Source organism: Bacteroidales bacterium, assembly GCA_021648725.1.
Lineage (GTDB): Bacteria > Bacteroidota > Bacteroidia > Bacteroidales > JAADGE01 > JAADGE01.
This window is the reverse complement of sequence record JAKISF010000003.1, coordinates 95,345-121,078: the sequence shown is the minus strand read 5'-3', so window position 1 is coordinate 121,078 and position 25,734 is coordinate 95,345. Positions and strand designations below refer to the sequence as shown.

Annotated in this window: 23 protein-coding genes; 7 read left to right on the top strand and 16 right to left on the bottom strand. The window is 32.9% G+C overall.

Going from position 1 to position 25,734, the window contains the following annotated elements; genetic code table 11:
* Positions 1-3 precede the first annotated feature (3 nt).
* On the bottom strand, positions 4-846 hold the full coding sequence (gene panC, locus L3J35_02210; GenBank protein ID MCF6364992.1) for a pantoate--beta-alanine ligase: 843 nt from the start codon (positions 844-846) through the stop codon (positions 4-6).
* 138 nt (positions 847-984) lie between these two features.
* On the opposite strand from panC, the gene L3J35_02205 reads away from it, so the two are divergent.
* From L3J35_02205 to L3J35_02185, 5 genes are all read left to right on the top strand, one after another.
* Positions 985-1,791, top strand: a complete 807-nt coding sequence (locus tag L3J35_02205) for a glycogen/starch synthase (GenBank protein MCF6364991.1) — start codon at positions 985-987, stop codon at positions 1,789-1,791.
* Positions 1,792-1,871: 80 nt separating this feature from the next.
* Positions 1,872-3,131: a DUF4270 domain-containing protein gene (locus tag L3J35_02200; protein ID MCF6364990.1), complete on the top strand. Its 1,260-nt coding sequence runs from the start codon at positions 1,872-1,874 to the stop codon at positions 3,129-3,131.
* Between the two features lie 29 nt (positions 3,132-3,160).
* The gene (gene glmS, locus L3J35_02195; GenBank protein MCF6364989.1) at positions 3,161-5,002 is read left to right on the top strand and encodes a glutamine--fructose-6-phosphate transaminase (isomerizing); all 1,842 of its coding nucleotides are present in this window, start codon (positions 3,161-3,163) and stop codon (positions 5,000-5,002) included.
* 134 nt (positions 5,003-5,136) lie between these two features.
* Positions 5,137-5,859: a LytTR family DNA-binding domain-containing protein gene (locus L3J35_02190; protein MCF6364988.1), complete on the top strand. Its 723-nt coding sequence runs from the start codon at positions 5,137-5,139 to the stop codon at positions 5,857-5,859.
* Between the two features lie 80 nt (positions 5,860-5,939).
* Positions 5,940-6,941 carry a flippase-like domain-containing protein gene (locus tag L3J35_02185; protein MCF6364987.1) on the top strand — a complete coding sequence of 334 codons (1,002 nt, stop codon included), beginning with the start codon at positions 5,940-5,942 and terminating at the stop codon, positions 6,939-6,941.
* Between the two features lie 117 nt (positions 6,942-7,058).
* Here the strand turns inward: L3J35_02185 and L3J35_02180 are convergent, their stop codons facing one another.
* From L3J35_02180 to L3J35_02115, 14 genes are all read right to left on the bottom strand, one after another.
* A complete protein-coding gene (locus L3J35_02180; GenBank protein ID MCF6364986.1) occupies positions 7,059-8,582 on the bottom strand; it encodes an aromatic amino acid ammonia-lyase in 1,524 nt (507 codons plus the stop codon).
* A gap of 219 nt (positions 8,583-8,801) precedes the next feature.
* Positions 8,802-9,230 (bottom strand): PaaI family thioesterase, encoded by a 429-nt coding sequence (locus L3J35_02175; protein MCF6364985.1) that lies wholly within the window; start codon positions 9,228-9,230, stop codon positions 8,802-8,804.
* Positions 9,231-9,616: 386 nt separating this feature from the next.
* Positions 9,617-10,414 (bottom strand): hypothetical protein, encoded by a 798-nt coding sequence (locus L3J35_02170; GenBank protein MCF6364984.1) that lies wholly within the window; start codon positions 10,412-10,414, stop codon positions 9,617-9,619.
* Positions 10,415-10,558: 144 nt separating this feature from the next.
* The gene (locus L3J35_02165; GenBank protein ID MCF6364983.1) at positions 10,559-11,173 is read right to left on the bottom strand and encodes an START domain-containing protein; all 615 of its coding nucleotides are present in this window, start codon (positions 11,171-11,173) and stop codon (positions 10,559-10,561) included.
* 550 nt (positions 11,174-11,723) lie between these two features.
* On the bottom strand, positions 11,724-14,081 hold the full coding sequence (locus L3J35_02160) for a xanthine dehydrogenase family protein molybdopterin-binding subunit (protein MCF6364982.1): 2,358 nt from the start codon (positions 14,079-14,081) through the stop codon (positions 11,724-11,726).
* A 5-nt stretch (positions 14,082-14,086) separates the two neighbouring features.
* Positions 14,087-14,542 (bottom strand): (2Fe-2S)-binding protein, encoded by a 456-nt coding sequence (locus L3J35_02155; GenBank protein ID MCF6364981.1) that lies wholly within the window; start codon positions 14,540-14,542, stop codon positions 14,087-14,089.
* Between the two features lie 136 nt (positions 14,543-14,678).
* Positions 14,679-15,383: a hypothetical protein gene (locus tag L3J35_02150; GenBank protein MCF6364980.1), complete on the bottom strand. Its 705-nt coding sequence runs from the start codon at positions 15,381-15,383 to the stop codon at positions 14,679-14,681.
* 65 nt (positions 15,384-15,448) lie between these two features.
* Positions 15,449-16,336, bottom strand: a complete 888-nt coding sequence (locus L3J35_02145) for a xanthine dehydrogenase family protein subunit M (protein ID MCF6364979.1) — start codon at positions 16,334-16,336, stop codon at positions 15,449-15,451.
* Between the two features lie 158 nt (positions 16,337-16,494).
* Entirely contained in the window at positions 16,495-17,313 is an 819-nt protein-coding gene (locus L3J35_02140) for a cyclase family protein (protein ID MCF6364978.1), read from the bottom strand.
* 83 nt (positions 17,314-17,396) lie between these two features.
* Positions 17,397-18,566, bottom strand: coding sequence for an SAM-dependent methyltransferase (locus L3J35_02135; protein MCF6364977.1), 1,170 nt, complete (start codon positions 18,564-18,566; stop codon positions 17,397-17,399).
* A gap of 2 nt (positions 18,567-18,568) precedes the next feature.
* Positions 18,569-19,972: a DUF1116 domain-containing protein gene (locus L3J35_02130; protein ID MCF6364976.1), complete on the bottom strand. Its 1,404-nt coding sequence runs from the start codon at positions 19,970-19,972 to the stop codon at positions 18,569-18,571.
* 84 nt (positions 19,973-20,056) lie between these two features.
* The gene (gene fdrA, locus L3J35_02125; protein MCF6364975.1) at positions 20,057-21,601 is read right to left on the bottom strand and encodes an acyl-CoA synthetase FdrA; all 1,545 of its coding nucleotides are present in this window, start codon (positions 21,599-21,601) and stop codon (positions 20,057-20,059) included.
* Positions 21,598-22,422, bottom strand: a complete 825-nt coding sequence (locus L3J35_02120) for a DUF2877 domain-containing protein (GenBank protein ID MCF6364974.1) — start codon at positions 22,420-22,422, stop codon at positions 21,598-21,600. The genes fdrA and L3J35_02120 overlap by 4 nt, the downstream gene beginning before the upstream one ends.
* An 81-nt stretch (positions 22,423-22,503) precedes the next feature.
* Positions 22,504-23,403: a GRP family sugar transporter gene (locus L3J35_02115; protein ID MCF6364973.1), complete on the bottom strand. Its 900-nt coding sequence runs from the start codon at positions 23,401-23,403 to the stop codon at positions 22,504-22,506.
* 88 nt (positions 23,404-23,491) lie between these two features.
* Between L3J35_02115 and L3J35_02110 the strand changes: the two genes are divergently transcribed.
* Complete coding sequence (locus L3J35_02110; GenBank protein MCF6364972.1) at positions 23,492-23,977, top strand: histidine phosphatase family protein; 486 nt, start codon at positions 23,492-23,494, stop codon at positions 23,975-23,977.
* Between the two features lie 16 nt (positions 23,978-23,993).
* On the top strand, positions 23,994-25,088 hold the full coding sequence (locus L3J35_02105) for a glutaminyl-peptide cyclotransferase (GenBank protein MCF6364971.1): 1,095 nt from the start codon (positions 23,994-23,996) through the stop codon (positions 25,086-25,088).
* A 49-nt stretch (positions 25,089-25,137) separates the two neighbouring features.
* On the opposite strand, the gene L3J35_02100 is transcribed toward L3J35_02105, so the two are convergent.
* Positions 25,138-25,704, bottom strand: coding sequence for a thymidine kinase (locus tag L3J35_02100; protein MCF6364970.1), 567 nt, complete (start codon positions 25,702-25,704; stop codon positions 25,138-25,140).
* Positions 25,705-25,734: the final 30 nt, after the last annotated feature.

The window sequence follows — 25,734 nt, the reverse complement described above, 5'->3', positions numbered from 1 at the left end:
GTATCAAAAAGATATATTGTCAATTAAACGAACTTCTCCTGCAAATACTGCAATGCACGCTGTTGTTTCGCCTTCTTTAATTTTATTTACAGTTTTCAATGTTTTATTATCAACAATATCAATATATTCAACTTTTAAAAGGGTGTTGCTGTTTATCTCCTCCTCAATAAGCCTCACTAATTCACTTACTGAGTGTTTTTGATGTTGCTTTTTATACTTTAACAGAACATTTTGGATTAGAGGTGCTGCATTTCTGTGGTCAGGACTTAAAAGTTTGTTTCTGGAGCTCATGGCTAAACCGTCTTCTTCCCTTATAATATTGCAAGATATTACATTGATATTTAAATGTTGCAAATAATTTTCGTTTAAATAGTTTATTATTGCAACTTGTTGGAAATCTTTTTGTCCGAAATATGAATTGTCAGGTTTAACAATTTTAAAAAGTTTAGAAACAATTTGCGCTACACCGTTAAAATGTCCTTCTCTGTATTTTCCTTCCATAACCTTATCTAAGCCGTTAAAGTCATATTTTTTTTCTTTTTTACCGGGATACATTTCTTCTGTCGAAGGAATAAAAACAATATCGCATCCCGCTTGTTCTAATTTTATAATGTCTTGTTGCTCCTCTCTCGGATATTTTTTTAAATCATTTTTATTGTTAAACTGAGTCGGATTAACAAATATGCTGGCTATTGTAATATCATTATTTTCTTTTGAACATTTTATAAGAGAAAGATGTCCGTGGTGTAATGCACCCATTGTAGGAACAAAACCGATTTGTTTTTCATTGCTTTTCAGTTCTTTGAGTACTTTGTTTAACTCCTTTACAGTTCTTGCTTTGAACATAAGAATTATCTATTTGTTTGATACTTATTGTATTTTGCAATAATAAGAAAAAAAATAGGTTTTTATAATTAGTATTGATAAAAAACAGGAATTATTGTATATTTGCAGAATTATACAAACCCCAAGTGTTGTTTTTTTATGGAAAATAAAAAAATTCTATATATTTCTCAGGAGATAATGCCTTTCTTACCCGAGACAGAAATGTCATATATCAGCAGATATTTGCCACAAGGAATTCAAGAAAAAGGAAAGGAAGTAAGAGTATTTATGCCTCGTTTCGGAACAATTAACGAAAGAAGAAACCAGTTGCACGAAGTTATCCGGTTATCAGGAATGAATGTAATAATTGATGATACAGATCATTTTTTAATAATCAAAGTAACTTCGATTCAACAAGCAAGGATGCAAGTTTATTTTATTGACAATGAAGAGTTTTTCAAAAGAAAGGCAATTCTTACGGATGATGAAGGAAAGTTGTTTGAGGATAATGATGAACGAATGATTTTTTTCGGAAGAGGTGCGATTGAGATTATTAAAAAGTTAAGATGGACTCCCGATATTATTCATTGTCACGGATGGATGTCGGCACTTGTACCCTTATTCATAAAGAAATCATATAAAGACGATCCTCTTTTTGAAAACTCAAAAGTAATTTATTCAATTTATAATGATGCATTTGAAGGTACCCTCAGCAGTTCTGTTAAAAAGAAATTAGAGTATGACGGTATTAAACAATCTGATATTAAAAAGTTATCACCGGCAAATTATTTAAATCTTCAAAAAATGGCAATAGATTATTCAGATGCTGTTATTCAAGGAAACGAAGAGATTGACGGTAATTTATCAAAATATGTTAAATCTTCAAAGAAAGATTTCTTAAATTACCACAACAAAGATGAATACTTGAATGCTTATAATGATTTTTATAACTCCATATTAAGTTAAATCTTTTCTATACATACCGGATAAATTATTTTTACGTTTAATATTCGTTTGAAATACACAATATCTTTTAAAAGCAAATAATGAAAAAAATCATATATTTTATTGTAGCAGGAATTTTTTTGTCTGTTACATCATGTGAAACAAAAACAGATATCGGGATTGATGTTTTACCCGAAGATGACATTCTTGATATAAATATTATTGATACTACTTCAATAGAAGTATATACTCTCTTAATGGATTCAATGTCAACAAATAATGTTGGCAAACTTCTTTTCGGGGAGTATATAGATCCTGTTTTCGGTTATACTAAAGCCGGCTTTGTTTGTCAATACGGATTGGTTGATGACCCGAAGTACACTTCAAGTTATTCAATAGATAAAGTTGTTTTGACATTAACATTAGATACCGTTACACCTTATTACGGAAACATTTCCGGAGTACATAATATTAAATTGTACAGAATACCGGTTATTATTTATGAAGATTCAACATACTTTGCTGATTATGACCCTGTTGATTTCTTAGACGGAACAATAATAGGACAAAAAGCTGTAAACCTTGACACAATAAATCGTACAATTGATATTGAATTAACCCAAGCTTTTGCTGATGAGTTTCAATCTGTGCCTGACGATATTTCTACAAATGATGATTTTAAGAGTTTTTTAAAAGGAATATATGTTACTTCTGAAATTCAGGATAATGACGGAACAATTTTAAAAATTGATTTAAGGGAAGAGTCTGTTATAACTGTTTATTCAAGCCTTGGGGCAGTAAAAGACACATTTATTGTTTCTGCTGATTTAAGTTCAAATGTAAGATTTAATATGTTTGAGCATGATTATAGCACTACAAGTTTTTATAGTCAAATAGGAGATGAAACTTCTTTGCAAGATTCTGTTGCCTATGTTCAAGCAATGGGCGGTTTAAGAACAAAGATTATATTTCCCTTTATTGAACAATTGAATGAATTAGGAGATATAGCAATTTACCGAGCACAACTTGTAATTAATACCGCACCTTCTTCATTAACAAGCGAGCCGGATTATCCTGTAATAAAAGATATGATGTTGGCGGGATACGATCCTGAGAATGAATATTATTTATTGCCGGAATATACATCTGCAACCGGTGGGTATATAGGTGTAGCTGTAAATGAAAACTCTTACAGTTTTGAAATAGGAGGATATATTAGAGATATATTAGACGGGAAAATTGAAAACAACGGATTATTACTTTTTGCCTACTCCGGAAGTTCTAACTTTGAACGTTCTGTTATAACAACCGGAAATCATTCAGACAGGATGAAACTATACATTACTTTTTCCAAACTTTAAAAATCTCTTTATTAATTTAACTAAAAACTATGTGCGGAATTGTCGGTTATATCGGAGATAGAGATGCTTACCCAATATTAATTAACGGTTTAAAAAGATTAGAATACAGAGGTTACGATTCTGCAGGAGTTGCAATTGTCGGGAGTTCTACAAAGATTTATAAGAAAAAAGGTAAAGTTCAGGATCTTGTTGATATGGTTCAAGACAATGATGCAACAGGAACAATAGGTATAGGGCATACTCGCTGGGCAACCCACGGTGAACCTAATGATGCGAATGCACATCCGCATACTTCTCAAAACGGAAAATTTACAGTTATTCATAACGGAATTATTGAAAATTATTCTCGGATAAAAAGAAGACTTGAAGACAGGGGTTACAGCTTTGTCAGCAAGACAGATACAGAAGTTTTAGCAAACCTAATAGAATATATATATATAAAAGCAAAAGGAAGTATTGATGCCGAACAAGCCGTAAGACTTGCCCTATCAAAAGTTATAGGAGCATACGGCATTGTAATTATTGCAAAAGATGAACCGGATAAACTAATTGCAGCCAGAAAGGGCAGCCCTTTGGTTATAGGAATAGGAGACGGTGAATATTTTATTGCATCAGATGCAACACCTATTATTGAATATACAGACAGCGTTATTTATTTAAACAATGATAATGTTGCTGTAATTAAAAAAAATGAACTGACTCTAAAAACTATTGATAATGATAAGCTTGAACCCTTAATTCAAAAATTAACAATGGATATAGGTTCAATTGAAAAAAACGGATATGAGCATTTTATGCTTAAAGAAATATTTGAACAACCGAAATCTATTCTTGATACATTCAGAGGACGCGTAGCAGCAGATTTCTCAGAAATAAGGCTGGGAGGGTTGCACGAAGTTATGCCGAAGCTTGAAAAAGCAAAAAGAATAATTATTATTGCTTGCGGAACTTCATGGCACGCAGGATTAGTTGCTGAATATTTGTTTGAAACCTTTGCAAGAATACCTGTTGAAGTTGAATACGGTTCAGAGTTCAGATACAGAAAACCGATAATTTTTGAAGAGGATGTTGTTATTGCAATAAGTCAGAGCGGAGAAACTGCTGACACATTAGCTGCAATAAATATTGCAAAAGAAGCAGGAGCAACTGTATTGGGTATATGTAATGTGGTTGGTTCCAGTATTCCGAGAGAAACTCATGCAGGAGTATATACTCATGCCGGACCGGAAATAGGAGTTGCTTCTACAAAAGCATTTACTGCACAAGTAACTGTTCTTACAATGATGGCTATGATTTTGGGGAAAGCAAACAACAGTCTTTCCGAAACAGAAAATTTAGAGCTGATAAAAGAGCTTACAGATGTTCCCGGTAAAGTTGAGGAAATCTTAAAATCGGATAAGTTAATTAAAGAAATTGCAGAATTATATAAAGATGCAAGCAACTTTTTATACTTGGGAAGAGGTTTCTTATTTCCTGTTGCACTTGAAGGAGCTTTAAAACTTAAAGAAATTTCTTACATTCATGCCGAAGGCTATCCTGCTGCGGAAATGAAACACGGACCAATTGCTTTAATAGATGAAAATATGCCGGTTGTTGTAATTGCAACCCAAGATAATTCTTATGATAAAATTGTAAGTAATATTCAAGAAGTGAAAGCTCGAAACGGAAAAGTAATTGCCGTTGTAACAGAAGGGGATAAAGTTATAAGAGGTATGGCAGACCATGTTATTGAAGTTCCTAAATCTCACGAAGCAATTTCTGCCTTGCTTACTGTTGTCCCTTTACAACTTTTGTCTTATCATATTGCGGTAATGAGAGGTTGCAATGTTGACCAACCCAGAAATTTGGCTAAATCAGTAACTGTTGAATAAAAATTAGGCAATAATCTCATAATTCTACGAATAACTTGAACGTGATGTTAAACAGAGCGTTAGGTCTGTTCAACTAATTGTCATTTTTTTTCAATATTAATTTAAATTTCATTAACTTTGAAAAAAGATTAATAATGAAAACAAAGTGTATAATAGTAGATGATGAACCGTTAGCAATAAAAGTAATAAAAAACCATCTGCAAAGTTTTAAAGATATTGAAATTGTTGCAGAATGCAGTAATGCTATCGAAACAGATAAAATACTTCGCGAAAAAAATGTTGATTTGATTTTTTTGGATATTGAAATGCCGAAAGTATCAGGCTTCGATTTCCTTAAATCTTTAAAGCAACAACCGAAAGTTATTATTATTACCGCATATCGTGATTATGCCTTAAAAGGATATGAATATGATATTGTTGATTATCTTTTGAAACCCGTTTCTTTCGACCGGTTTTACAAAGCAATTAATAAATATTACAAACAGCAAAAAGGATTAGAAATACAGATATTTGATGAAGGCGGTAAAACGGGAAAACAGTTTGTATATTTTAATGAAGACAAAACAATACATAAAATATTTTTAGATGAAATTTTGTATCTCGAAAGTTTTAGGGAGTATATCAAAGTTCACACACTTGAAAAGTCAGTAATGACAAAACTTCCCATAAGTAAAATTGAAGAAAAACTCAAAGACCATGAATTTATTCGAATTCATAAGTCATTCGTGGTTTCTGTTGCTAAAGTTAAGTCATTCAATTCTCGAATTATAAATATTAATAATACCGAACTTCCCATAGGAAGAACATATAAAGACATGGTTATGAAAACACTTAAGTATGACCCCGAATTACTTTAAAATGTCTTCAATATTAAAAAAAACTACACCTAAATTCTTTCTTAAGTAATAAAAAAATATTTTTGTAGTTTCAAATTGATATGAATAAGAAACTCAAAAATATACTTAAAATAATTATTTTCTTTTCGGTAGGCATCGGTATTTTTATATGGGTGTCAAAAGACCAAGATTGGGAAAAAACAAAAATAGCTTTATTAAAAGCCGACTATACTTGGATTGTTATATCGTTAATTTTAGGTCTTTTAAGTCATTTAAGCCGAGCAATACGCTGGAATATTTTAATTAAACCGCTGGGATTTAAACCGAGAACAATAAACTCATTTTTTTCTGTAATGATAATGTATTTATCAAATATGGCAATTCCTCGCTCCGGAGAAGTTGTAAGATGCGGTGTAATGAGCAAAACAGAAAAAATACCTTTTACAAAATTACTCGGAACTGTTTTTATTGAAAGGGTTATTGATTTTATTATGTTATTTATTTTGTTGGCAATTGTTCTTTTGTCTCAAATGAAAGTAATTATTAATTTATTCAGCAACTCAGAATTCGAATCTAAAATTGAAGGAATATTATCATCCGTTCCTTTTTTAGTGATTTTTGCAGGCTTTTTTATTTTAATTTTTGTTTTGTTGTTTGTTTATCGAACAAAAATTAAAAAATTAAAAATATATAAAAAAATAAGACACATCTTTTCTCAATTTGCCGAAGGCATTAAAACAATATTAAAAATGGAAAGAAAGTTTGAATTTATATTTCATTCTGTTTTTATTTGGGGAATGTATTTTTTAATGATTTACATTATTTTTTGGAGTTTTGATTTTACTGAAAATTTAACTGTAACGGCAGGTTTAACTGTATTTGTAATGTCTGCTTTCGGGATGGTTTTTCCGTCACCCGGAGGAATAGGTTCCTGGCATATTGCAGTAATAGAAACACTTTTTGTTTTTGGTGTCAGCAAATCAGACGGATATGTTTTTGCACTTGCAACTCACGGCTCAATGACAATTATGATGATAATTGTAGGTGTTGCTTCTATTATTTTATTGCCCATTGTTAATAAAGAGAAAAAGGTGTCTTTGTAAGAGTTGTCTCAATTTGAACATTAAAGAACCAATATTCAAGAATAGATTATAGCAAAATTAAGAAACAACTCCCCAACTGTGCCATATTGAAGAAATACAGCACAGTTGTTTATTGCTTTATTCCAAAGAACCGATTTCTTTTTCAACTTCTTCCAAAATCTCACAAGATTTTACAAGTTCTTTCATATTTGTATGATCTTTATATAAAGGTCTGTCAATATCTAAAAACTCAACATATCTTCGAATAACCTCCTTAGCTTTTGCAACTCCTCTGCCGAATTTATATTCTCTGAAATCAAGAGCCTGTGCTGCTGCCATAAATTCAATTCCGAGAATACCGTAAGCATTATCCAATATTTGGAAATTTTTAATTGCTGTATTCATTCCCATAGATACAAAATCTTCTTGGTCGGCGGCTGCCGGAATCGAAAGGATACTTGCCGGAGCAGATAAAATTCTTTGCTCCGTAATTTGCATATCTGCTGTATATTGGCTCAGCATTAAACCGGAGAACATACCTGCACCTTTTGTTAAAAACGGTGGTAAGCCAACACTTAAAGCAGGATTATTTAATCGATTCATACGTCTTTCAGATAAAACAGAAATCATTGTAATACACATGCCTGCCATATCCATAGGAACAGAAACCGGCGTACCTTGGAAATTTGCACCCGATATTTGTAAATCTTCTTCCGGAAAGAAAATCGGGTTATCTCCTACTCCGTTTAATTCAATTTCAACTTGTGAACGTGCATAAGCCATAGCATCGTGTGCTGCACCGATAACCTGCGGAGTTGAACGCATGGAATATGCATCTTGCACTTTATGGGCTACTTTTTCCAAAACTAAGTCACCTTCTGCAACTAACTTTTTAATTGCTTTTGCACTTCTTACGGCACCTTTAAAACCTCTCACTTCATGTAACCTGGATGTATAAGGTTTCATATTTGCTTTAAGAGCTTCCAACGACATAGCTGCTGCAATTTCGGCTTGTTTTAACCAGTTATTTGCATCATATAAAAAGATTGCACTCATGGCGGTTAAAACATTTGAACCGTTAATTGTTCCCAGTCCGTCTCTGGCTTTTAGTCCCGGAACAGGTATTCCTGCTTTATCCATTGCTTCTTTTCCGGACATTAACTCACCTTTATAATAAGCTTCTCCTTCGCCCAACATCAATAAAGCAATTTGCGACATCGGAGCCAAATCACCCGATGCACCAACTGAACCTTTTTGACAAACATAAGGAGTTACACCTTTATTCAATAATTCTACCAAAGTTTGAGTTATTTCAGGGCGAATACCTGAATTACCGTGTGCATGAACATTTATTCTTCCCAGCATTGCACCTCTTACATACTCTATAGGCATAGGGTCACCGATACCCGCTGCATGATTATAAATTAAATACTTTTGAAACTCTTTTACCTGTTCATCGTTGAGAATAGTTTCTGAAAATTCGCCTATTCCGGTATTTACACCGTACATGATTTCGCCGGCTTCAATCTTTTTTTCAATCATTGCTCTGCAAACTTTTATTCGTTCCAAAGCATCCGGATGTAATTCCACTTTTTGATTATTTCGAGCAACATTTACAACATCTTCTATGGTTAAATTTGCTCCTGTTATGATATACGACATTTTTTGTTTGTTTAGAGGCACTTCAACTTAGCTCAGTGCAAGTTATTGAATAATGATTATTGAGGTGTTTAGCAACTACCGAATATGAGCAAAATGTTCAAACTAACTAAATATATAATATTTGATACAGTTGCTTAGCATCTAAAGAATACTACAAAAAGATTCAGGGGTAACGAACATTACCCGGTTTGTTTTTATATTTATAATTGCAATTATTCATTATTTTCCGTTAGATTTAATACTGTTTGAAGTTGATTTTGCAATCAGTTTATTATCTGAATTATATATACGGCACTCTGTGTTTATAATATTTTTTCCTCTTCTTATAATCTCAGCTTTTGCCGTAATTGTTTCGCCTAATTTTGCACCGTAAAGAAAATCAGTATGTAAATTTACACTCGGAAAGAAATCAGACAACTCTAATGTTGCAATAGCAGCACCGATTGTTTCATCTGAAATTAATGCAATAATTCCGCCGTGCAACATCTTCATAGGATTTGTCATTTCCTCTCTCACAACTATTTCAGCTGTAAGGCTGCCTTCACGAACTTCTCTTAATACAGGCTTTAACCACATACCGACTGCTGATGGTGTGTGTTCAATAACTTTTCCTATTTGGTTTCTAAAATATTCTACTGTTTGGTTCATATCTTTTATTTAAATATTTTGACAAAAATAGAAGAAAATAGTATGTAATATCTTAGGGCTTGCTGAAAAACACTAATACATTTATGTTTCGGTTACTTACAAGACCTTTTGCATATATAAGTGCAAGGTTTTTAATTCACTTAACCCTTTGCACTTGTGTAAAATGCCTTAGCTGCCCACAGGCACATCTTCATTATTAGGTAATGACCAATCTTAATCATTTGATATTACAACCTTTTGTTAATGTTGCAAAAGTTTCTATACTGTTGATTTGTTGTGAAATTGATGTCAGACTAATACAGTTTCTGTTTCCTTCCCTGAAAAAAATAATAAGCAAACTAAAAATTAAACTGTCGGAACCGGAATTTTTAATTGGGTAATTCGAATTAAACAACCGGTAAATCTTTATAATATTCAAGATTCTCTACAAATTTCTCTGCATTGATTTTCACATCATCTTCACCGACTTGATCAAAAGGATTTTCAAGGTGGTCTTGAATATTGTCTAAACTTACTAAAACAATGCTGAATAAAATAGGCATTATCATAGCCAGCCACATTGTAATGTCTTTACTGATATGAGCAAAATAAGGGCCGTACACAATCGGCACTAATACTACAAATATTTTACTGTAAGATCTTAAAGTAATCGGGGTTCTGTATTGATAAATATGTTTGATGCTCTCAAATGCATCAATTATTTTACTGAGGAACTGGTTTGATCTGGAAACTTCGCCGCTTGCCAGTCCTCTGTCTCTATATTGCTTTATAAATAAGGAAAGCTTTGTGAACACTTTATAAATATTTTTTTCTTTTTCATCCCTCTCTGCTTCATTATCTGCCTGAAAGTAATCTCTTAAACCTTTTAGAAATTCACTTAATAAGCCTTTTAATTTCTCTTGATATTTGTCATCTTCATCCGGCACCCAATCTCTTGAAGCATAATATAGTGCCCTTCCGTGAGCTTTAATTGTTCCGTATAGTCTCAACGCATCTTCTCTTCGTTTATAGGCTCCGCTAATCGAAAATACAATCGGAAATACAACAGCAATTCCGACTAATGTTAACGGGAAATTTGCTTTGTAATCGAAATATATACAGGCATAGGTTGAGGCCATAGCCAAAGTAATCACAATAATTGATTTTAAATTAAAAATCAATAGCATACTTTTTAGAAATTTCATAAGTGTAAATTTTTTGAATTTGTACAAATTTAATAATAATTCACTTATTGTATTTAAAATTTCTTGTAAATATTTTCGGGTAAGGTTAATTATATTTGGTTATGTTTTAGAGTAATTCAAATAAAAGTTATTTTTTACCGGACACTAATTCAATTCTTTTATAAAACCATACTTTGTATTTTGGTACTTTGCTTTTTGAACTTCAGTTTTCATATTTCTTACGGTTTCAAAAGGTCCGCCGGCAATTGCCATATTAACAATCCATGCAGGCAGGTCTCCTCCGAGGTCAATAAGAAGTGTAAATGCAATATCAACAGTCCCGTTTGGTTCCGGAGTAAATTTCCATTGGGCATTTAGTTTTTGTATTCGAACAATTCCGTCAATATTTCTGATAAAATTCGGCATACCTGTTGAACTAATAGTAACAATTTTCGTTTTTGCATCTTGCCTAATAACAGCATGTGTTATAATATCTCGATTACTTACAGACCAAGATGCTTCTGATTCGTTGTAATAATAGTGTTCTGTTTCGCTGACCGTCTTTAAATTTATTGCTGTTTCACATCTATATATCCATCTTGTATGAGAACTTACGTCTCTGACAATTGCAACTAATGCCGTTAAATTGCTTTTAACATTTGCTGTTACTTTTACTTGTTTTATATCGGAATTTTCAACTTTTCTTGTATATGCTTTTATTCCGTCTTTATTTTTTACAAGTTTCCAGTCACCGTTTGTTCTTAAATTAAAACTCAGCAAAAATATTGCAATAATTAGGGCTTGCTGAAAAACGCTAATATATTTATTTTTCAGTCATTTATAAGATTATTTACATATACAAGTGCAAGGTCTTTATTCATTTCACCCTATTTCCCTGCACTTGTGTAAAATATTTTAGCTGCCCACAGGCACACTATCTTTCAAATTTCTCTTATTTCGCAGTATTTATATACGACTTCAAACGAGAAACTTGAAATCTAATGTGCCTGTGAACTTTTCAGCAAGCCCTAATTAAAAGTGTGGATATGAGAGTTTTAGATTTCATGCAAAAAGTTCTTATCCGAGCATTTTTTTTTAATATCTTTTGTAATTTTACAAATACATTTTAACTCTTTTTAAAATTCAACCTAACTGCCTTTTGAAAATGTAATTTTTTATCCGTTTTTTGTTGTGACTTTTGCTTCTCTTTCAATTATGTAACAGGGTTTCTTTTTCGTGGTATTTCCAAGAGAATTCAGATATTTTTTTGTCATGTTCTCCGGTTTTTAGTGCTTTGAATTTGTTCTTTGGTTGGGTTTGTTGTTTTCATCTATTTCAACATTCTGTTATTTTTCTTCTCCAAATAAGCCAAAACAATTTTCTCCGCCGTAACCGGCATTGATTTTATTCTGACGTCCAGTGCATCTGCAACAGCATTTGCAACCATAGGTGCTGCCGGAAGCATGGTGTGTTCGCCCACACCTCTTGCTCCGAAAGGCCCGTCGGGTTGCGGAACTTCAATTATTATAGGAACTATTTTTTCGGGAATATCTTTTGCCGTCGGAATTTTGTAATCGGTAAAATTAGGATTTAACAATTTTCCTTTATCACCATACCTCATGTCCTCATAAAGTACTGTTGCTAAGCCCTGTACAAGCCCGCCTATAATTTGTCCTTTAACCAAGTCAGGGTTTAATGCTTTTCCTGCATCAATTGCCTCAACGGCTTTTAATACTTTCATTTTGCCGGTTTGCTTATCAATTTCAAGGAGCATTGCCGCTGCACCGGTTGTGTAGTGCACATTAGGATGTCCGCCTTGTCCGGTTTCGGGATTAGATTTTGCGGTGGAAAATTCCGGTAAGAAAGTTCCTTTTCCGAGAATAGGCCCGCCTTTAAAAGTTCCGTCGCTCATTTGAATACCGGCAATAACAAATTCTCTTAACGGAAGTTCAAAGTTAGGGTTTTGTGTACACTTAACTTTTTCATCTTCAAGATAAAGAGAATCTTTGGGCAGATGTTTTGTTCTGACAACCAAATCAAAAATTTGTTCGCGAGCGTTTAAGGCCGCTTTTTTTACTGCATTTCCGCTTCCCCAAGTAATGTGAGAAGCCACTGTTTGCCATTCATACGGATTACGGTCTGTATCAGGGTTTTCAGTTCTGATTTTTGAAGGCGGAACTCCGAGAACTTCAGCGGCAATTTGTGCCATAACGGTTAAATAACCTTGGCCTATATCCATTCCGGAAACGAGAAGGTTTATACTTGCATCTTCGTTAAACTTCAAAAAGCAAGATGATGATGCATTAGGCGGCATTGCCGGAGCTTTCCACAACAGAGAAAAACCTTTACCGATAACTTTATTCGGATCGGATGATTTATATTCTTTATGCCATTCGATTTCTTTCTCAACGGCATCAATGGCTTTTAACAAACCGTTGGGGTTCATGTTTGCACCGTATGCGGTTTTATCGCCTTCACGTATGGCGTTTACTCTGCGAATTTCAATCGTATCAATCCCGAGATGTTTGGCAATTCTTGTCATGTGTGATTCCAAGCCGAAAAGAAATTCGGAATAACCGAAACCTCTGTATGCACCGCCCGGAGGCAGGTTTGTGTAAACGCAAACAGAATCGATTGAAGCATTTTGAATATTGTAAGGTCCGATTGCCGAAAGACCGACGGCATTAACGACATTTGCTCCGTATTCAACATAAGCACCTGCATCCCAATAAATTTTATGGTCTAATGCTGTTATTCTTCCGTTCTTTTTAACACCTATTTTTAAGAAAGTTTTTACGCCGAGACGTTGGTATGTGTTATAAAATTCTTGCTCTCGTGACCACATAATTCTGACAGGATGACCTTGTACTTTTGTTGCAATTGCTGCTGCAAGAATTTCCATTGTTACTCCGGCTTTTGAACCGAAACCACCGCCCACGTGAGGAGCTATAACGCGAACATCTTTATGAGTAAAACCAAGCGGCTTAAGTGCTTCTGCAAACAGATGCCTTTGAGTATGAGGAGATTGTGATGATGCCCAAATTGTCAGCCGTCCTGATTTGTCATATAAACCGGTTGCAGCATGGTATTCAATCGCACAATGTGCATATCGGGGAACGTCATAGGTGTCTTCCAAGATATAATCAGCTTCATCAAAACCTTTTTGTGTTTCGCCTTTACGAATTTTTCGCCAGTGGGCAATATTTGTTTTCGGTTTCGGAAAAAACCAAGGGACATGGTCGTAATTTTCAAGGTCTTCATGCAGTAAATCGGAGCCTTCTTTTATGGCTTCCATTTGATCTATTACAGCGGGGATTTCTGTATAATCAACCTTTACCAATTTTGCCGCTTTTTTTGCTGCTTTCGGGTTTCTGGCAACTACGGCGGCAACTTGCTCGCCTATAAATCTTACACGATCTTGTGCAAAAATAAATCTGTCCTGCATATAAAGACCGAATTTATACGGAAAATCTTTACCTGTTACAACCGCTAAAACTTCGGGATGTTTTTCGGCTTCGGAAGTATCAATGCTGTTTATCATTGCATGAGCATACGGGCTTTCAACAATAAAGGCATATAATAAATCGGGTCCGAAATTAATATCGTCTGTATAAATTGCTGCTCCTGATACTTTTTCTTTTCCGTCTATACGGATTTCGGGTTTTCCTATGTATTTGTATTCTTTCATAGCTGTTATTTTTTTGCAATTTTTTCAATTGCCTCAATAATTGATTCGTAACCGGTACATCTGCATAAGTTTCCGGCTATGGCTTCTTGAATTTCTTCTCTGTTCGGTTGCGGATTTTTATTCAATAATTCGGTTGCGGAAATTGTTACACCGGGAGCACAGAAGCCGCATTGAAAAGCATTATGCTCTATAAATGATTCTTGCAAGGGTGTTAACCCGTTTTTTGATAAGCCTTCAATGGTTGTGATTTCTTGTCCGTCAACTTCAATGGCAAGAACCAGGCAAGAACGTACGCTTTTGCCGTCGATTAATACAGCACATGCTCCGCAATCTCCTCTTTCACAGCCGGATTTCGGGCTTTTAATTCCCAATTTATCTCGTAAAACGTCGAGTAAAACGTCATTAGGCTCTACATAAATATAACGAACCTCTCCGTTTAAATTTATAGATATTTTTTTCATTGTTTGTAATGTTTTCCTGTGAGTGTTCTTTGAACCTCACAGCGTAAATATTTTATTTTGATAATAGCGAAAATTAAAAACTGTTTTTATTATTTGCAAACGCTAACGCTTGCAGGTCTAACGACGCTGCAAGGTTCTATTCTAAAAGTAAATTTTCAATTTCATTTAATTCACTATTTCTGTTATGATAATATTTAAAATTATCAATATCTTCAAACCAATCTATTACTGTTTCTCTTTCTAAATTTGTCCTTTTATCTGATAAAATTGTCATATAAGAAGTCCATTTGTATTCATCAATTTTTCCTACTACATTATGATGAACAGGATTATTATGGATGTAAAAAATCAAATCCTTTAAATATTTTTCATTATTTATTAAAATTCTTTCAAAACGTGTCTCGAATAATTTACCTGTTCGATTATACTTTTTATTATACCATTTTGCATAAGAATTAAATAAATGTGAAAGTTGTTTTTCCGGTACAGGTTTTTTTAATTTTAATAATTTTTTATCAGAATAACTTTCGTCAGGAAAAAACACTTCCCATTTTCTGGAACCTTTAAAATCTTTATTTTCGGGTTTTAAACAAGCTATCTCGTTATATTCTTTTATTTTCACAAGTAAATGAAAATGATTTGACATTAAACACCATGCAAAAGTGTCTGCAACAGAAGCAAAGTAAATCTTATATAACTTTAAAAAATGATAAAAGTCTTCTTTATTCTTAAATATAACACAACTGTTAATACCTCTGTTATAGATATGAAAAAAATTTCCGCATGTAATAGGTTGCTTAATTTCCATTTTTGTTTCCTGTGAGTGTTTTTTTAACCTCACAGCGTAAATTGTTTAAAACATTTCTTTTTAAATAAACGCTTGCAGGTCTGTCGACCCTGCAAGGTTTACAGTATCGGATCAGATTTAACTTTTTGACCTTCCAGTAAAGCTACACTTTCTTTTAATCCTCTTTCTAACATTACTTTTGCAATATGTGTTCTGTATTCTTTTGTTGCTCTTATATCTGTTATCGGAGAAATTTCAGTTGTAAGTATATCTTGTGCTTGCTTGATATTTTCTTCTGTTAATTCTTTTCCGTTCAGAAACGCTTCTGTTTTTTTAGCTGTTTTCGGAACCGGTCCTACGGCACAAACGGCAATTTTGTATTGCTTATTTTCTAATGCTAAAACTCCCATGCCTACTTGTGCTAAATCTTCTCCTTTATATCTCCCAAGTTTTTTATAGCAACTTGCAGATTTCGTTTCAGGAAATTTTAAAACAATTTTTGTAAGAATTTCATCATTTCTCAATGAAGGTTTTTTAGGTTCCGTAAACCAATCTTCAATTGGAATAATTCGTTTATTTTCAGCACTTTTAACATATATTTCAGCATCATAAAGAAATAGTGCCGGTGCAGAATCCAAAGAAGGAACCGCCGAACAAATGTTTCCCGCCAAAGTTGCTCTGTTACGAACACCGATTGATGCAACTGTTGATGCAGCTTCCCAAAGAACTCTGAAATTATTTTTTATAAGTTCATTTTCTTCAATTTCAGAAAAAGTTACGTTTGCTCCGAGCGACAAAATATTATTTTTAAAAGAAATATCCTTAAATTCCGGAATTGCCTTTATGTCAATAAGAATATCCGGTGCAATAACATCTTCTTTAATATGTACCGTTAAATCTGTTCCTCCTGCTATTATTTTTGTATTTTCAGGATTTTTGCCTAACAGTTTAACTGCCTCCTCTATGTTTTTTGGTTTAAAATATTCAAATTCGTGTGATATAGGCATGATTGATAGTGTTATGTGATGACCTAATTTAATATTTTGTAAAGTGTTTTGTTCTGCAATACCGTTTCTGTAATTTTTAGTCCACAGTCGGCAGTTTAACAGTTTCTCGTTTAATTTATTGTAAACGAAAAACTGTTGACTGCCTACTGCCTGCTTTTTTATTCGTCTCCGTCAATAGCAATAACACGGCACATTGAGGATTCCATTTCAATTCCTTTTAAGGGGAATAAACCGATCCAAACACGTTTATTACTGACTTTGTTTATCTCTCCTCCGAGGTTTTCTGCATGAATTAAACCTTTCGGGAATAAATTTAAGTGCATAACTTGATAATACTCATCAAGAGGGAACATTTCGTCCCAAGTTTTACCATAATCTTTTATTAGTTTTGCTTCTGCTTTTTCGAATGCTTTCGGATGCCAATCTCTGATAATTGTATTCATCGGATGATCTGCACTTCCGGCATCAACACCAATCCATTTAATTTCCATTTCCAATGCCCATTTATGAAATTCGGGTGACGGTCCGGGATGATTTACAAAATAACGAAGCTCATCGCTTTCAGGTTGATCCCACCCGAATCTGTTGTAGCCTGTATTGATTATCAAAATATCTCCTTTTTTAACTTCAACTTTACTCATAATCATTTCCGGTGTGTAAAGGCTGAAATCTGAAACTAAATCAGAAATGTCCGCAACAGCGGCTTGTCCCATGAAGAAATCAAGAGGTGTATCGCCGATAGTTTTTCCGCTTGAAAAAAAGTGAATTTCACCGTCGATATGTGTTCCGACATGGTTGCTTGATTTAATAATCTGACCGTTAGCACCTTGTCCCATGTGAGCACCGGCAATTCTTTTGAAATATTGCAATTGCAAGGGCATATAACTTGGCCATGGTGGTGTGTGAATACTTAATCTTTGTGTTAAATCGTAGATTTTTGCACTACTCATAAATTTTAATACGTCTTCTGCTTTCATTTTCTTTTGTTTAAAATTATATAATATTTTTTGTTATAATGCTTTTGAATTTGACGTTTTGAAATCCTGCGGATGTTCAAAAGTCATATTTTTAACAGTTTTTCAAGATGATGATATTCAATCCCGAAAAGATCTTTTATTGCATTTATTTTTTCTAATATTTCGTTTTTATGTATTTTATTGTTATGTTTTGTTCCGACTACCATTGTGTTTTTCGGTGTGTGTTCGGTTGAGATAAATTCAAATACTTTGGCTTTATAACCGAATGCTTCTAATATCAATGCTCTTAACCCATCCGTAATAATAACTGCTTGCTGTTCTTTTAAAATTCCGTGTTTTACGATTGATGCCATTTCATTCTGAACATTAAATTGTTTACGTATTTGTTTTTGACAACAAGGTGCAACAATTATTAGATCTGCATTTGACTTAATTCCTTTATAAATTGCTTCGTCTGTTGCAGTATCGCAAGCGTGAAGTGCAATTAATATGTCAATTTTACCAATTTCGGTTTGTTTTATGGTTCCCTGTTTGAAATTCAGATTCTTAAACCCTGCTTTATCTGCAAGCTGATTAGATTTCTTAACTAATTCCTCCCTGAATTCTACACCTGAAATTTTGGGTTGTAAATTTAAACTATTTTTTAAAAAATCATATAATGCAAAGGTTAAATATCCTTTACCGGAACCCATATCAACAATTTTTAATTCTTTTTTTTCTTTTAATGAATCCAACAAACTTTCAATGATTTCAAGATATTTATTGATTTGACGATATTTGTCGTGCATATCTTTTTTTATCTTGAAATTTTTTGTTGTAATGCCGAGTTCTTGTAAATAAAGATTGTTTTCTAATAAAATTCTTTTTTTCTTTATTTTGTCATGACTCAAATTAGGTATAGTTGTGAAAGTAGGTTCTGTTGTTTTTATTTTTGAATTGTTTTTCTTGTTAGTAAATAGTTGAATTGTTTCTTTTGTTGTAAATAAATCGGCATTATAAAATTCGGTATCTAATAACTCTTGAATCTTTGAAATTCCTTCTTCAATCTCAAAGTTTTTAGTTTTATCATTTGTGTTATGTGTATAATTGAATGATAATTTTAAATCCTCTTTAATTTTAGAAAGTTTAATTGTGACTTTCTTTAAATCAGAATTCTTATTCCTTTTTTTACTTAAAATTAGTTTAACAAACTCTTGGTTGTCAAATGTAAATTCTAACTTTTCTTGGAATATGTTATTGGCTTGTTGAGTCATTTTTATTTTAACTTATTTGCAAAACCGACAATCGCATTTTTAAATGGTTCAATCGGTGCAGATAAAACACCTGCTCCAACTTGTCCGACTCCCGGGTCTTTGTGTGCAACTCCGGTATCAATAAATGGTGTTAGGTTTTTTGATATAACTTTTCTGACATCAATACCTGTCGGTGTACCTCTGAAATTTAAATATGGGATTTGATAGATGTTATTTTCTCCGACAGAAATTTCATACATGGCAAGTGTGTAATTTACTGCATCTTGTGCAGAGCCACCTACAAATTGTACAATTGCAGGTGATGCAGCTATTGCAAAACCTCCCAAACCTACGGTTTCAGTAATTGCACTGTCGCCGATATCCGGATTGGCATCTTCTTTTGTAAATCCGGGGAAAAATAATGCATCAGGTAAAGGAGCTTTCCCGGTGAACCATTTTTCGCCTGTTCCGGCAAGTCTGATGCCAAAATCAGTTCCGTTTCTGGATAAAGCCAATACAACCGAACTATTCGGGATATTCATTGCAGCATCCAAAGTTGCTTTTGCTGCGGGCATTGATAAATTTAAAAAGAAATGGTCATTTCCGTTAATGAAATCAAGCACATCTGCCATGTTTTGTTTATCATCGGAAGTTTTAATAATTGCCGGAGCAATTGTTCTGTAAAACAATGAAGTTCCTGCTCTGTTTCTGTTATGAACTTCGTCGCCCATGTGCAATGCTTGTGCGATAATGTTTTTTAAATCAATTTTTTTTAGGCTTTCAATTGCCTTTTTCAAAATCGGATACATCACATCATCCATCCATTTTAAGCGTGTGATAACTTCTTTACTGAAAGCTCCGTAACGCAAAACCTTGCCGAGTCCTTCATTTTGAGTGCAATATGCTTGGTTGCCGTATTCCTCATTTTTTATTATAAAAACCGGCATTGATGCTGATACAATTCCTGCCATCGGTCCTACGGTATCATGTTCATGACAAGGAGCATATTCTATTTTATCGGAAGCAGCCAATTTTTCAGCTTCTTCCGGTGTTTTTGCCATTCCTTCATAAATTAATGCTCCGATAATTGCACCTCTTGTGGGTCCGCACATTCTTTCCCATTTAATCGGTGGTCCTGAATGCAAAATTAAATTCGGTTTCATACCGGGAATTACATTTTTTGCTAAATCCATACCGATTAAATTCGGTTTTCCGTTAAGGATAATTTCTAATGCTTTTTCATTCGCTGCATTAATAATACCTTCTTTTGCATTAATCGTTTCCCAAACTTTCGGGTCAATATCAACGGGCGGTTTCCAATCCACATGGACAGCTTTCGCTCCTGCGTGCTCAATGTTTTCTTTAAAACTTTCTATGCCTGTGTTTATAACTTTCAGGTCTTTATTAAATATATCGTTTATTGCCATTTTTCCTTTATTTTTATTTTATTTACCACAAAGTTCACATAGTTGCTACTTTTCAAAAATCTTTGTGTATTATGTGGTTTAAATTTATTGTAACAGTGATACTATACTTTCCGCAAGTTCCACAGCTTCTACATTTGTATTCATAACAATTGCTCCTGTATTTTCCAGAGTTTGTTTCACTTTTGCTCTATTTTGAGGATCCTCGTCTGTGCCTGTAACGGAACAAATAATTGTCAAATTCGGGTTTGTCTTTTTTGCTTTTTCAAATGCAGGTGCCAGTTCTGCTTCCGGATTTAAATTTGAGCCGTAACCTAAAACGACATCTAATAATAATACAGCGGTTTCCTTATCTTCTGCTTCATCTACAACTCTTCTGTTTCGTAATGAAAAATCAATCATCGGATGCGGACGACCGGCTGTAAATTCATCTTCACCTAAATCAATAATTGTGTGTTCTTTGCTTTTCCAAATGTCAGAAAGTTGATAATCAGCGCTTAACGGAGTATTGCTGTATGTAAAACCGAGTGTGTCTTTTAAAAGAAGTTGTGCTTCATCGCATAAAGTTCCGCCGCTGTACAAACCTCTGATATATTTGCCGCTATTGTTTTTTGCAAGCTCTTTTGCGAGAGTTTTATTTTTTTCTTGTCGTGCATTCAGCTTGTTTAATGCTTCTTTGTAATCTTTGTTTTCGGAAATAGCAACTGAAATAACAGCAGCTTGTTCAAGATTTACGGCAGGAATTGCTCCGGATGCAGCAATTGTTTTTACATCTGCTCCGATAAATATTGCAACAACAGGCTTTTTTAATTGTTTAATTTCAGAAGCAATTTTATCAAGAACTTCCGGGTGCGGGGGTTTTGAAATTAATGTAATTACTTTTGTTTGTTCATCTTTTTCGAGTGCTTTAAGAGCTTCGATAAACATGATTCCGCCGATTTCTTTTTTCACGTCTCTGCCGCCTGTTCCTATTGCTTGGGAAATTCCGCCGCCCAAATTTGTAATGATTGAACTGACTTCCTGCAAACCTGTTCCTGATGCTGCAACAATACCGATGTTACCTTTGTTGCAAACATTTGCAAATGCCAACGGAATACCGTTAATTATGGCTGTTCCGCAATCGGGTCCCATCATCAGTAAACCTTTTTCAACGGCTTTTTGCTTCATCTTCAGCTCATCTTCAACCGAAATATTATCTGAAAAAAGCATGACGTTAATGTTTGCACCTAATGCTTTATTTGCTTCTGCAACAGCATATTTCCCTGCAACCGAAATTAATGAAAGATTTGCTTCGGGCATTAATTTTAAGGCACTCTCAAAACTTTTCGGTGCAAAATCAGAAGTGTCGTCAGATGAATTTCTAATTGCTTTTAATTCATCTTCAATAAATTTAATTGCATTGTTAAATGCTTCATCATTATCAGCATCAATTGAAATTAACATGTCTGTATCGTCGGCATCATTAAATATCTTTAGGTATAAATCAGCCATTTTAAGAATAGACTTGTTTTCGTTTGTTCCCATAACAACTGATGAGTCAGAAACTCCTTTAATTTTATTCAAGTCTTTGGAAACAATCATTAGTGTTACGGAATCAAAATATACTCCTTTTTTTATTATTCCTTTTATCATATTTTATTTTTTAAATATTTTAAACTGAGAAAAAAACCGGTTAACATATCAGAACCGGATGTTTCTCCTATTTCAATTAAGTTTATTAAATAGTCTTTAATATTTTTATCATTATTTATCAATGCAATTTGCAAATCTTTGAACTGTTTGAAATATGCTCCGATTGAAGCATGGTAAATCATATTTCTCGAAATTTCATTATTGCTTCTTGCTGCCTCATATATTATTTTTCTAATTTTTGAAGTGTCAATATTTTTACTTTCTCCTATCAAAATAACGGCATATAATATACCTGTAATAAAATCGTCACCGGAAGGGGTTAAACCCATTCCTGAACCTTTTACTTTTTTAACTCCGCTGATTATTTTACCTTTTTCTATCTCTTTCCATGCTGATTTAATATGCTTTACAAATGCTTTTTGAAAACGTGTTTCAAAATTTTGTTCAAGTTTTTCCTCAATCAAGAAAGCCAAACTTAAAGGGTTGAATTCGGATATATTCTCTTTAATAATTATTTCAGCCCGTTTAATAATACTTTTAAATTCTGAGTTCTTAAAATCAATTGATGCATTGTATTTTTTTAATTCCTTTTTATTAAAACTTTTTTTATCAATGATTATTTCCTCACTGTTAATAATGATTGAAGTTACATTTTTATGCGAACCTCCTGATATTATTATTGAATTCGGGCTTAAATATTTTTCATCATCTGCCAGGGAAACAATATTCTTTTCATCATTAATAAAATTTGTAATATTATTAAATATTGAATGTGAAGAATATATACCTTCAAAAATACAATCACCTATTTCAATAATCATTATTATTAGTTCTTTTTTAATAAAAAAGGATATAAAATTAATTATTTTGCAGAGATATGAATGATAAACAGAAGAAATATTTTAAAAATCTATTTTTATCAGAATAATTGATAAGATTGAAAGAGCAACGACAATTGCATTTTTATATGTAAATTTTTCTTTCAGGAATATGACAGACAGAACAATCGGAATAATAAATGAGTTTGAAGAAATGCCTTGAATTAAAGATAAAGGACCTGTTGCAAAAGCACTTAACACTAAATAATATCCGGCAAAATTTAATAATCCGATAATAATTCCGAACAAGATAACTTTTTTTGAGCCGGAATTCTTTTTCTTTTGGTCTTTTTTAATAACAAACTTATTAATGATGACTGTATAGACAATAACCATTGTGTAAGAAATAAATATAAAATTAATCTTAGAAACCTCTGTTGATGCATATTTTCCTGTAAGCATTGAAATTGAGGTTGCAAAAGCTGCAAGCAAGGCAAATAAAATTCCTGTCAGTTGTTTTTTGTCTTTTATTTTAGTTTTCTTATTTTCAGTTTTAATATTGAAACTGATATAAGCCAGAACAAAAATTGAAGTTCCGATTCCGGCCCATTGAAGTACGGTCGGTCGGTCATTAAACAGAATTAAAGCATAAATAATAAGAAGTACCGCATTCAATTTTGTAATGGGGAAAGCAAATGATGTGGGAATATATTTTAGTGATTGAATTTTGATAATACTGCCCATACCGAAAAAGAATGAATTTATCAGAGCAAAAAAGAATAGCATTTTAAAATTAGTAAACGGACTGGCTGTTATAATTATGATTATTAAAGAAAGTATTGAAATTGTAATAGCTGATATTTTTATAATCTTATGACTTGAACAGTTGTGATGGGCAGCAATTTTATACATAAAGTTAACTCCGCCGTATATAATCGTGAATATAATCGTATAAAAAAACCAATCTATTTGTATGTTTTGCATTCTGAAATTTATAAAAAGCCTGCAAATATAAACCTTCCTGTATAATATTATAAAAAACTTTTTAGCTTTGTACTAATAATCATAGAAGATGAAAAAATTATTAATAATGCGTCATGCAAAGTCTGATTGGTCAGACGGCTCTGTCAGAGATTTTGACAGACCGTTAAATAACAGAGGAAAGTCTGCTGCTCCTTTAATAGGAAAAGAAATTAAAAAAAGGGGACTAACCCCCGATTTAATAATTTCATCTCCGGCATTAAGAGCAAAGATGACTGCCGAAGCGGTTGCTGAAAATTCAGGATATAAAAAAGATATAATTTGGAATGAAAGTTTTTATTTCGGTTATACAAGTGAAATATTACAAGCAATTAAAGACGTTGACGAATCAAAAAAAAGCATAATGATATTCGGGCATAATCCGACATGGTCTTCAATTACAGAAATATTATCAGGTAAATTTGTAAGTATGAAAACAGCTGATGTTGCAATTCTAGAATATAAAGGCAAGTGGCAAAATATAAAAGACAAATCTTGCAAATTAACAATATACATATCTCCCAAAAACCTTATCTAACAACTAAATTTAAAAGATGAATTATTTTAAATTATTTTTAAGTTTTTCAATTTTAGCTATTATTACCCTATCCTCATGCAAATCAGAAGATAAAAAGAAGAACAATAATATTAAGGACAATAGTAATATTCAAAAAGTTGAAAATCCGCTCATTCTTAATGTTGAGACCGACAAAAAAAACACAATCGGAGACATAATTAATATCTCAATAAAAGGAAGCAAAATAGATGATAACGACACAGTAATTTTATATATTAACAAAAAAGAAGCAGCAAAACTGGATGTCGGCAACAATGAATACGAATGGAATTCAGCAAGTTATAAAGTCGGAGAAAATAATATAGAGATTGAATTAAACAAAAATAATAAGCGTTTCAGAAAACAAAAAAATATAGTTTTGTTATCAGATATAACCCCGGAAAACTATACATATAAAATTAAGAATGTTTACAAACATGATGTTAATGCATATACGCAAGGTCTTTTCTTCTATGACGGTTTTCTGTATGAAGCAACCGGATTAAAAGGAGAATCAACAATCAGAAAAGTTAAACTTGAAACAGGAGAGGTTCTCCATAGTTTTACAATCCCTAAAGATATTTTTGGAGAAGGTATTGTTTTGTTTGACAATAAAATTATTCAATTAAGTTGGGAAGCTGAACGAGGCTTTGTATATGATTTTGAAACATTTAAATTATTGGATGAGTTTTCATATTTTGGCGAAGGGTGGGGAATATGCACAGATAATTCGAAACTATATATGACTAACGGCTCAGCAGATATTGCAGTACTTGAAACACAGTCATACTCTGAAATTGACAGGCTTCAAGCATACGATAACAAAGGACAGGTTAAATACCTAAATGAATTAGAATATATTAACGGTTTTATTTATGCAAATATCTATCAATATGAAAAAATAGCAAAAATCAATCCCGCAAACGGAAAAGTTACAGCATATATTGATTTGACAGGAATTTTACCTATGAATGATTATAATAATAAAACAGATGTGTTAAACGGAATTGCATACGACAGTAAAACCGACAGGATATTTGTTACCGGAAAAAAATGGCCGAAACTATTTGAGATTGAATTAATAAAAAAATGAGATATTACGTTTTTCTATAAGAAGAACAAGGTATAATGTTTCTAAGCTTTTATAAATTTACCTGATTATAGCATTTCCTGCAAAGAGGTTCGTATAAATCTTTCTCGCCCAACAAAAACTGTTTGTCACTATCCGACAGCCGATGAGAATAATGAGCAAGATTCCCGCAATGCATACAAATTGCATGAACTTTTGTAACATACTCAGCAATAGCAAACAATTTAGGAATAGGACCAAACGGTTTACCTGCAAAATCCATGTCTAAGCCTGCAACAATAACCCTTATTCCTTTGTCTGCAAGCTTATTGCAAACTTCCACCAAAATATCACTAAAAAATTGCACTTCATCAATACCTATAACTTCATACTTTTCGGCTAAATATAAAATTTCCTCAGCTTTTGCAACAGGTGTAGAGTCAATCGACTTTGAATCATGAGATACAACCTTGTTTTCAGAATATCGGGTATCAACTTTAGGCTTAAAAATCATAGTTTTTTGCTGTGCAATTTTAGCACGAATCATCCTACGAATTAACTCTTCAGTTTTACCGGAGAACATAGAGCCGGCTATAACCTCAATCCAACCTGCCGTTCTTACTTTTTCTTCTAAAAACATATTTTATTGATTTAATTTTTTAACAAGAAA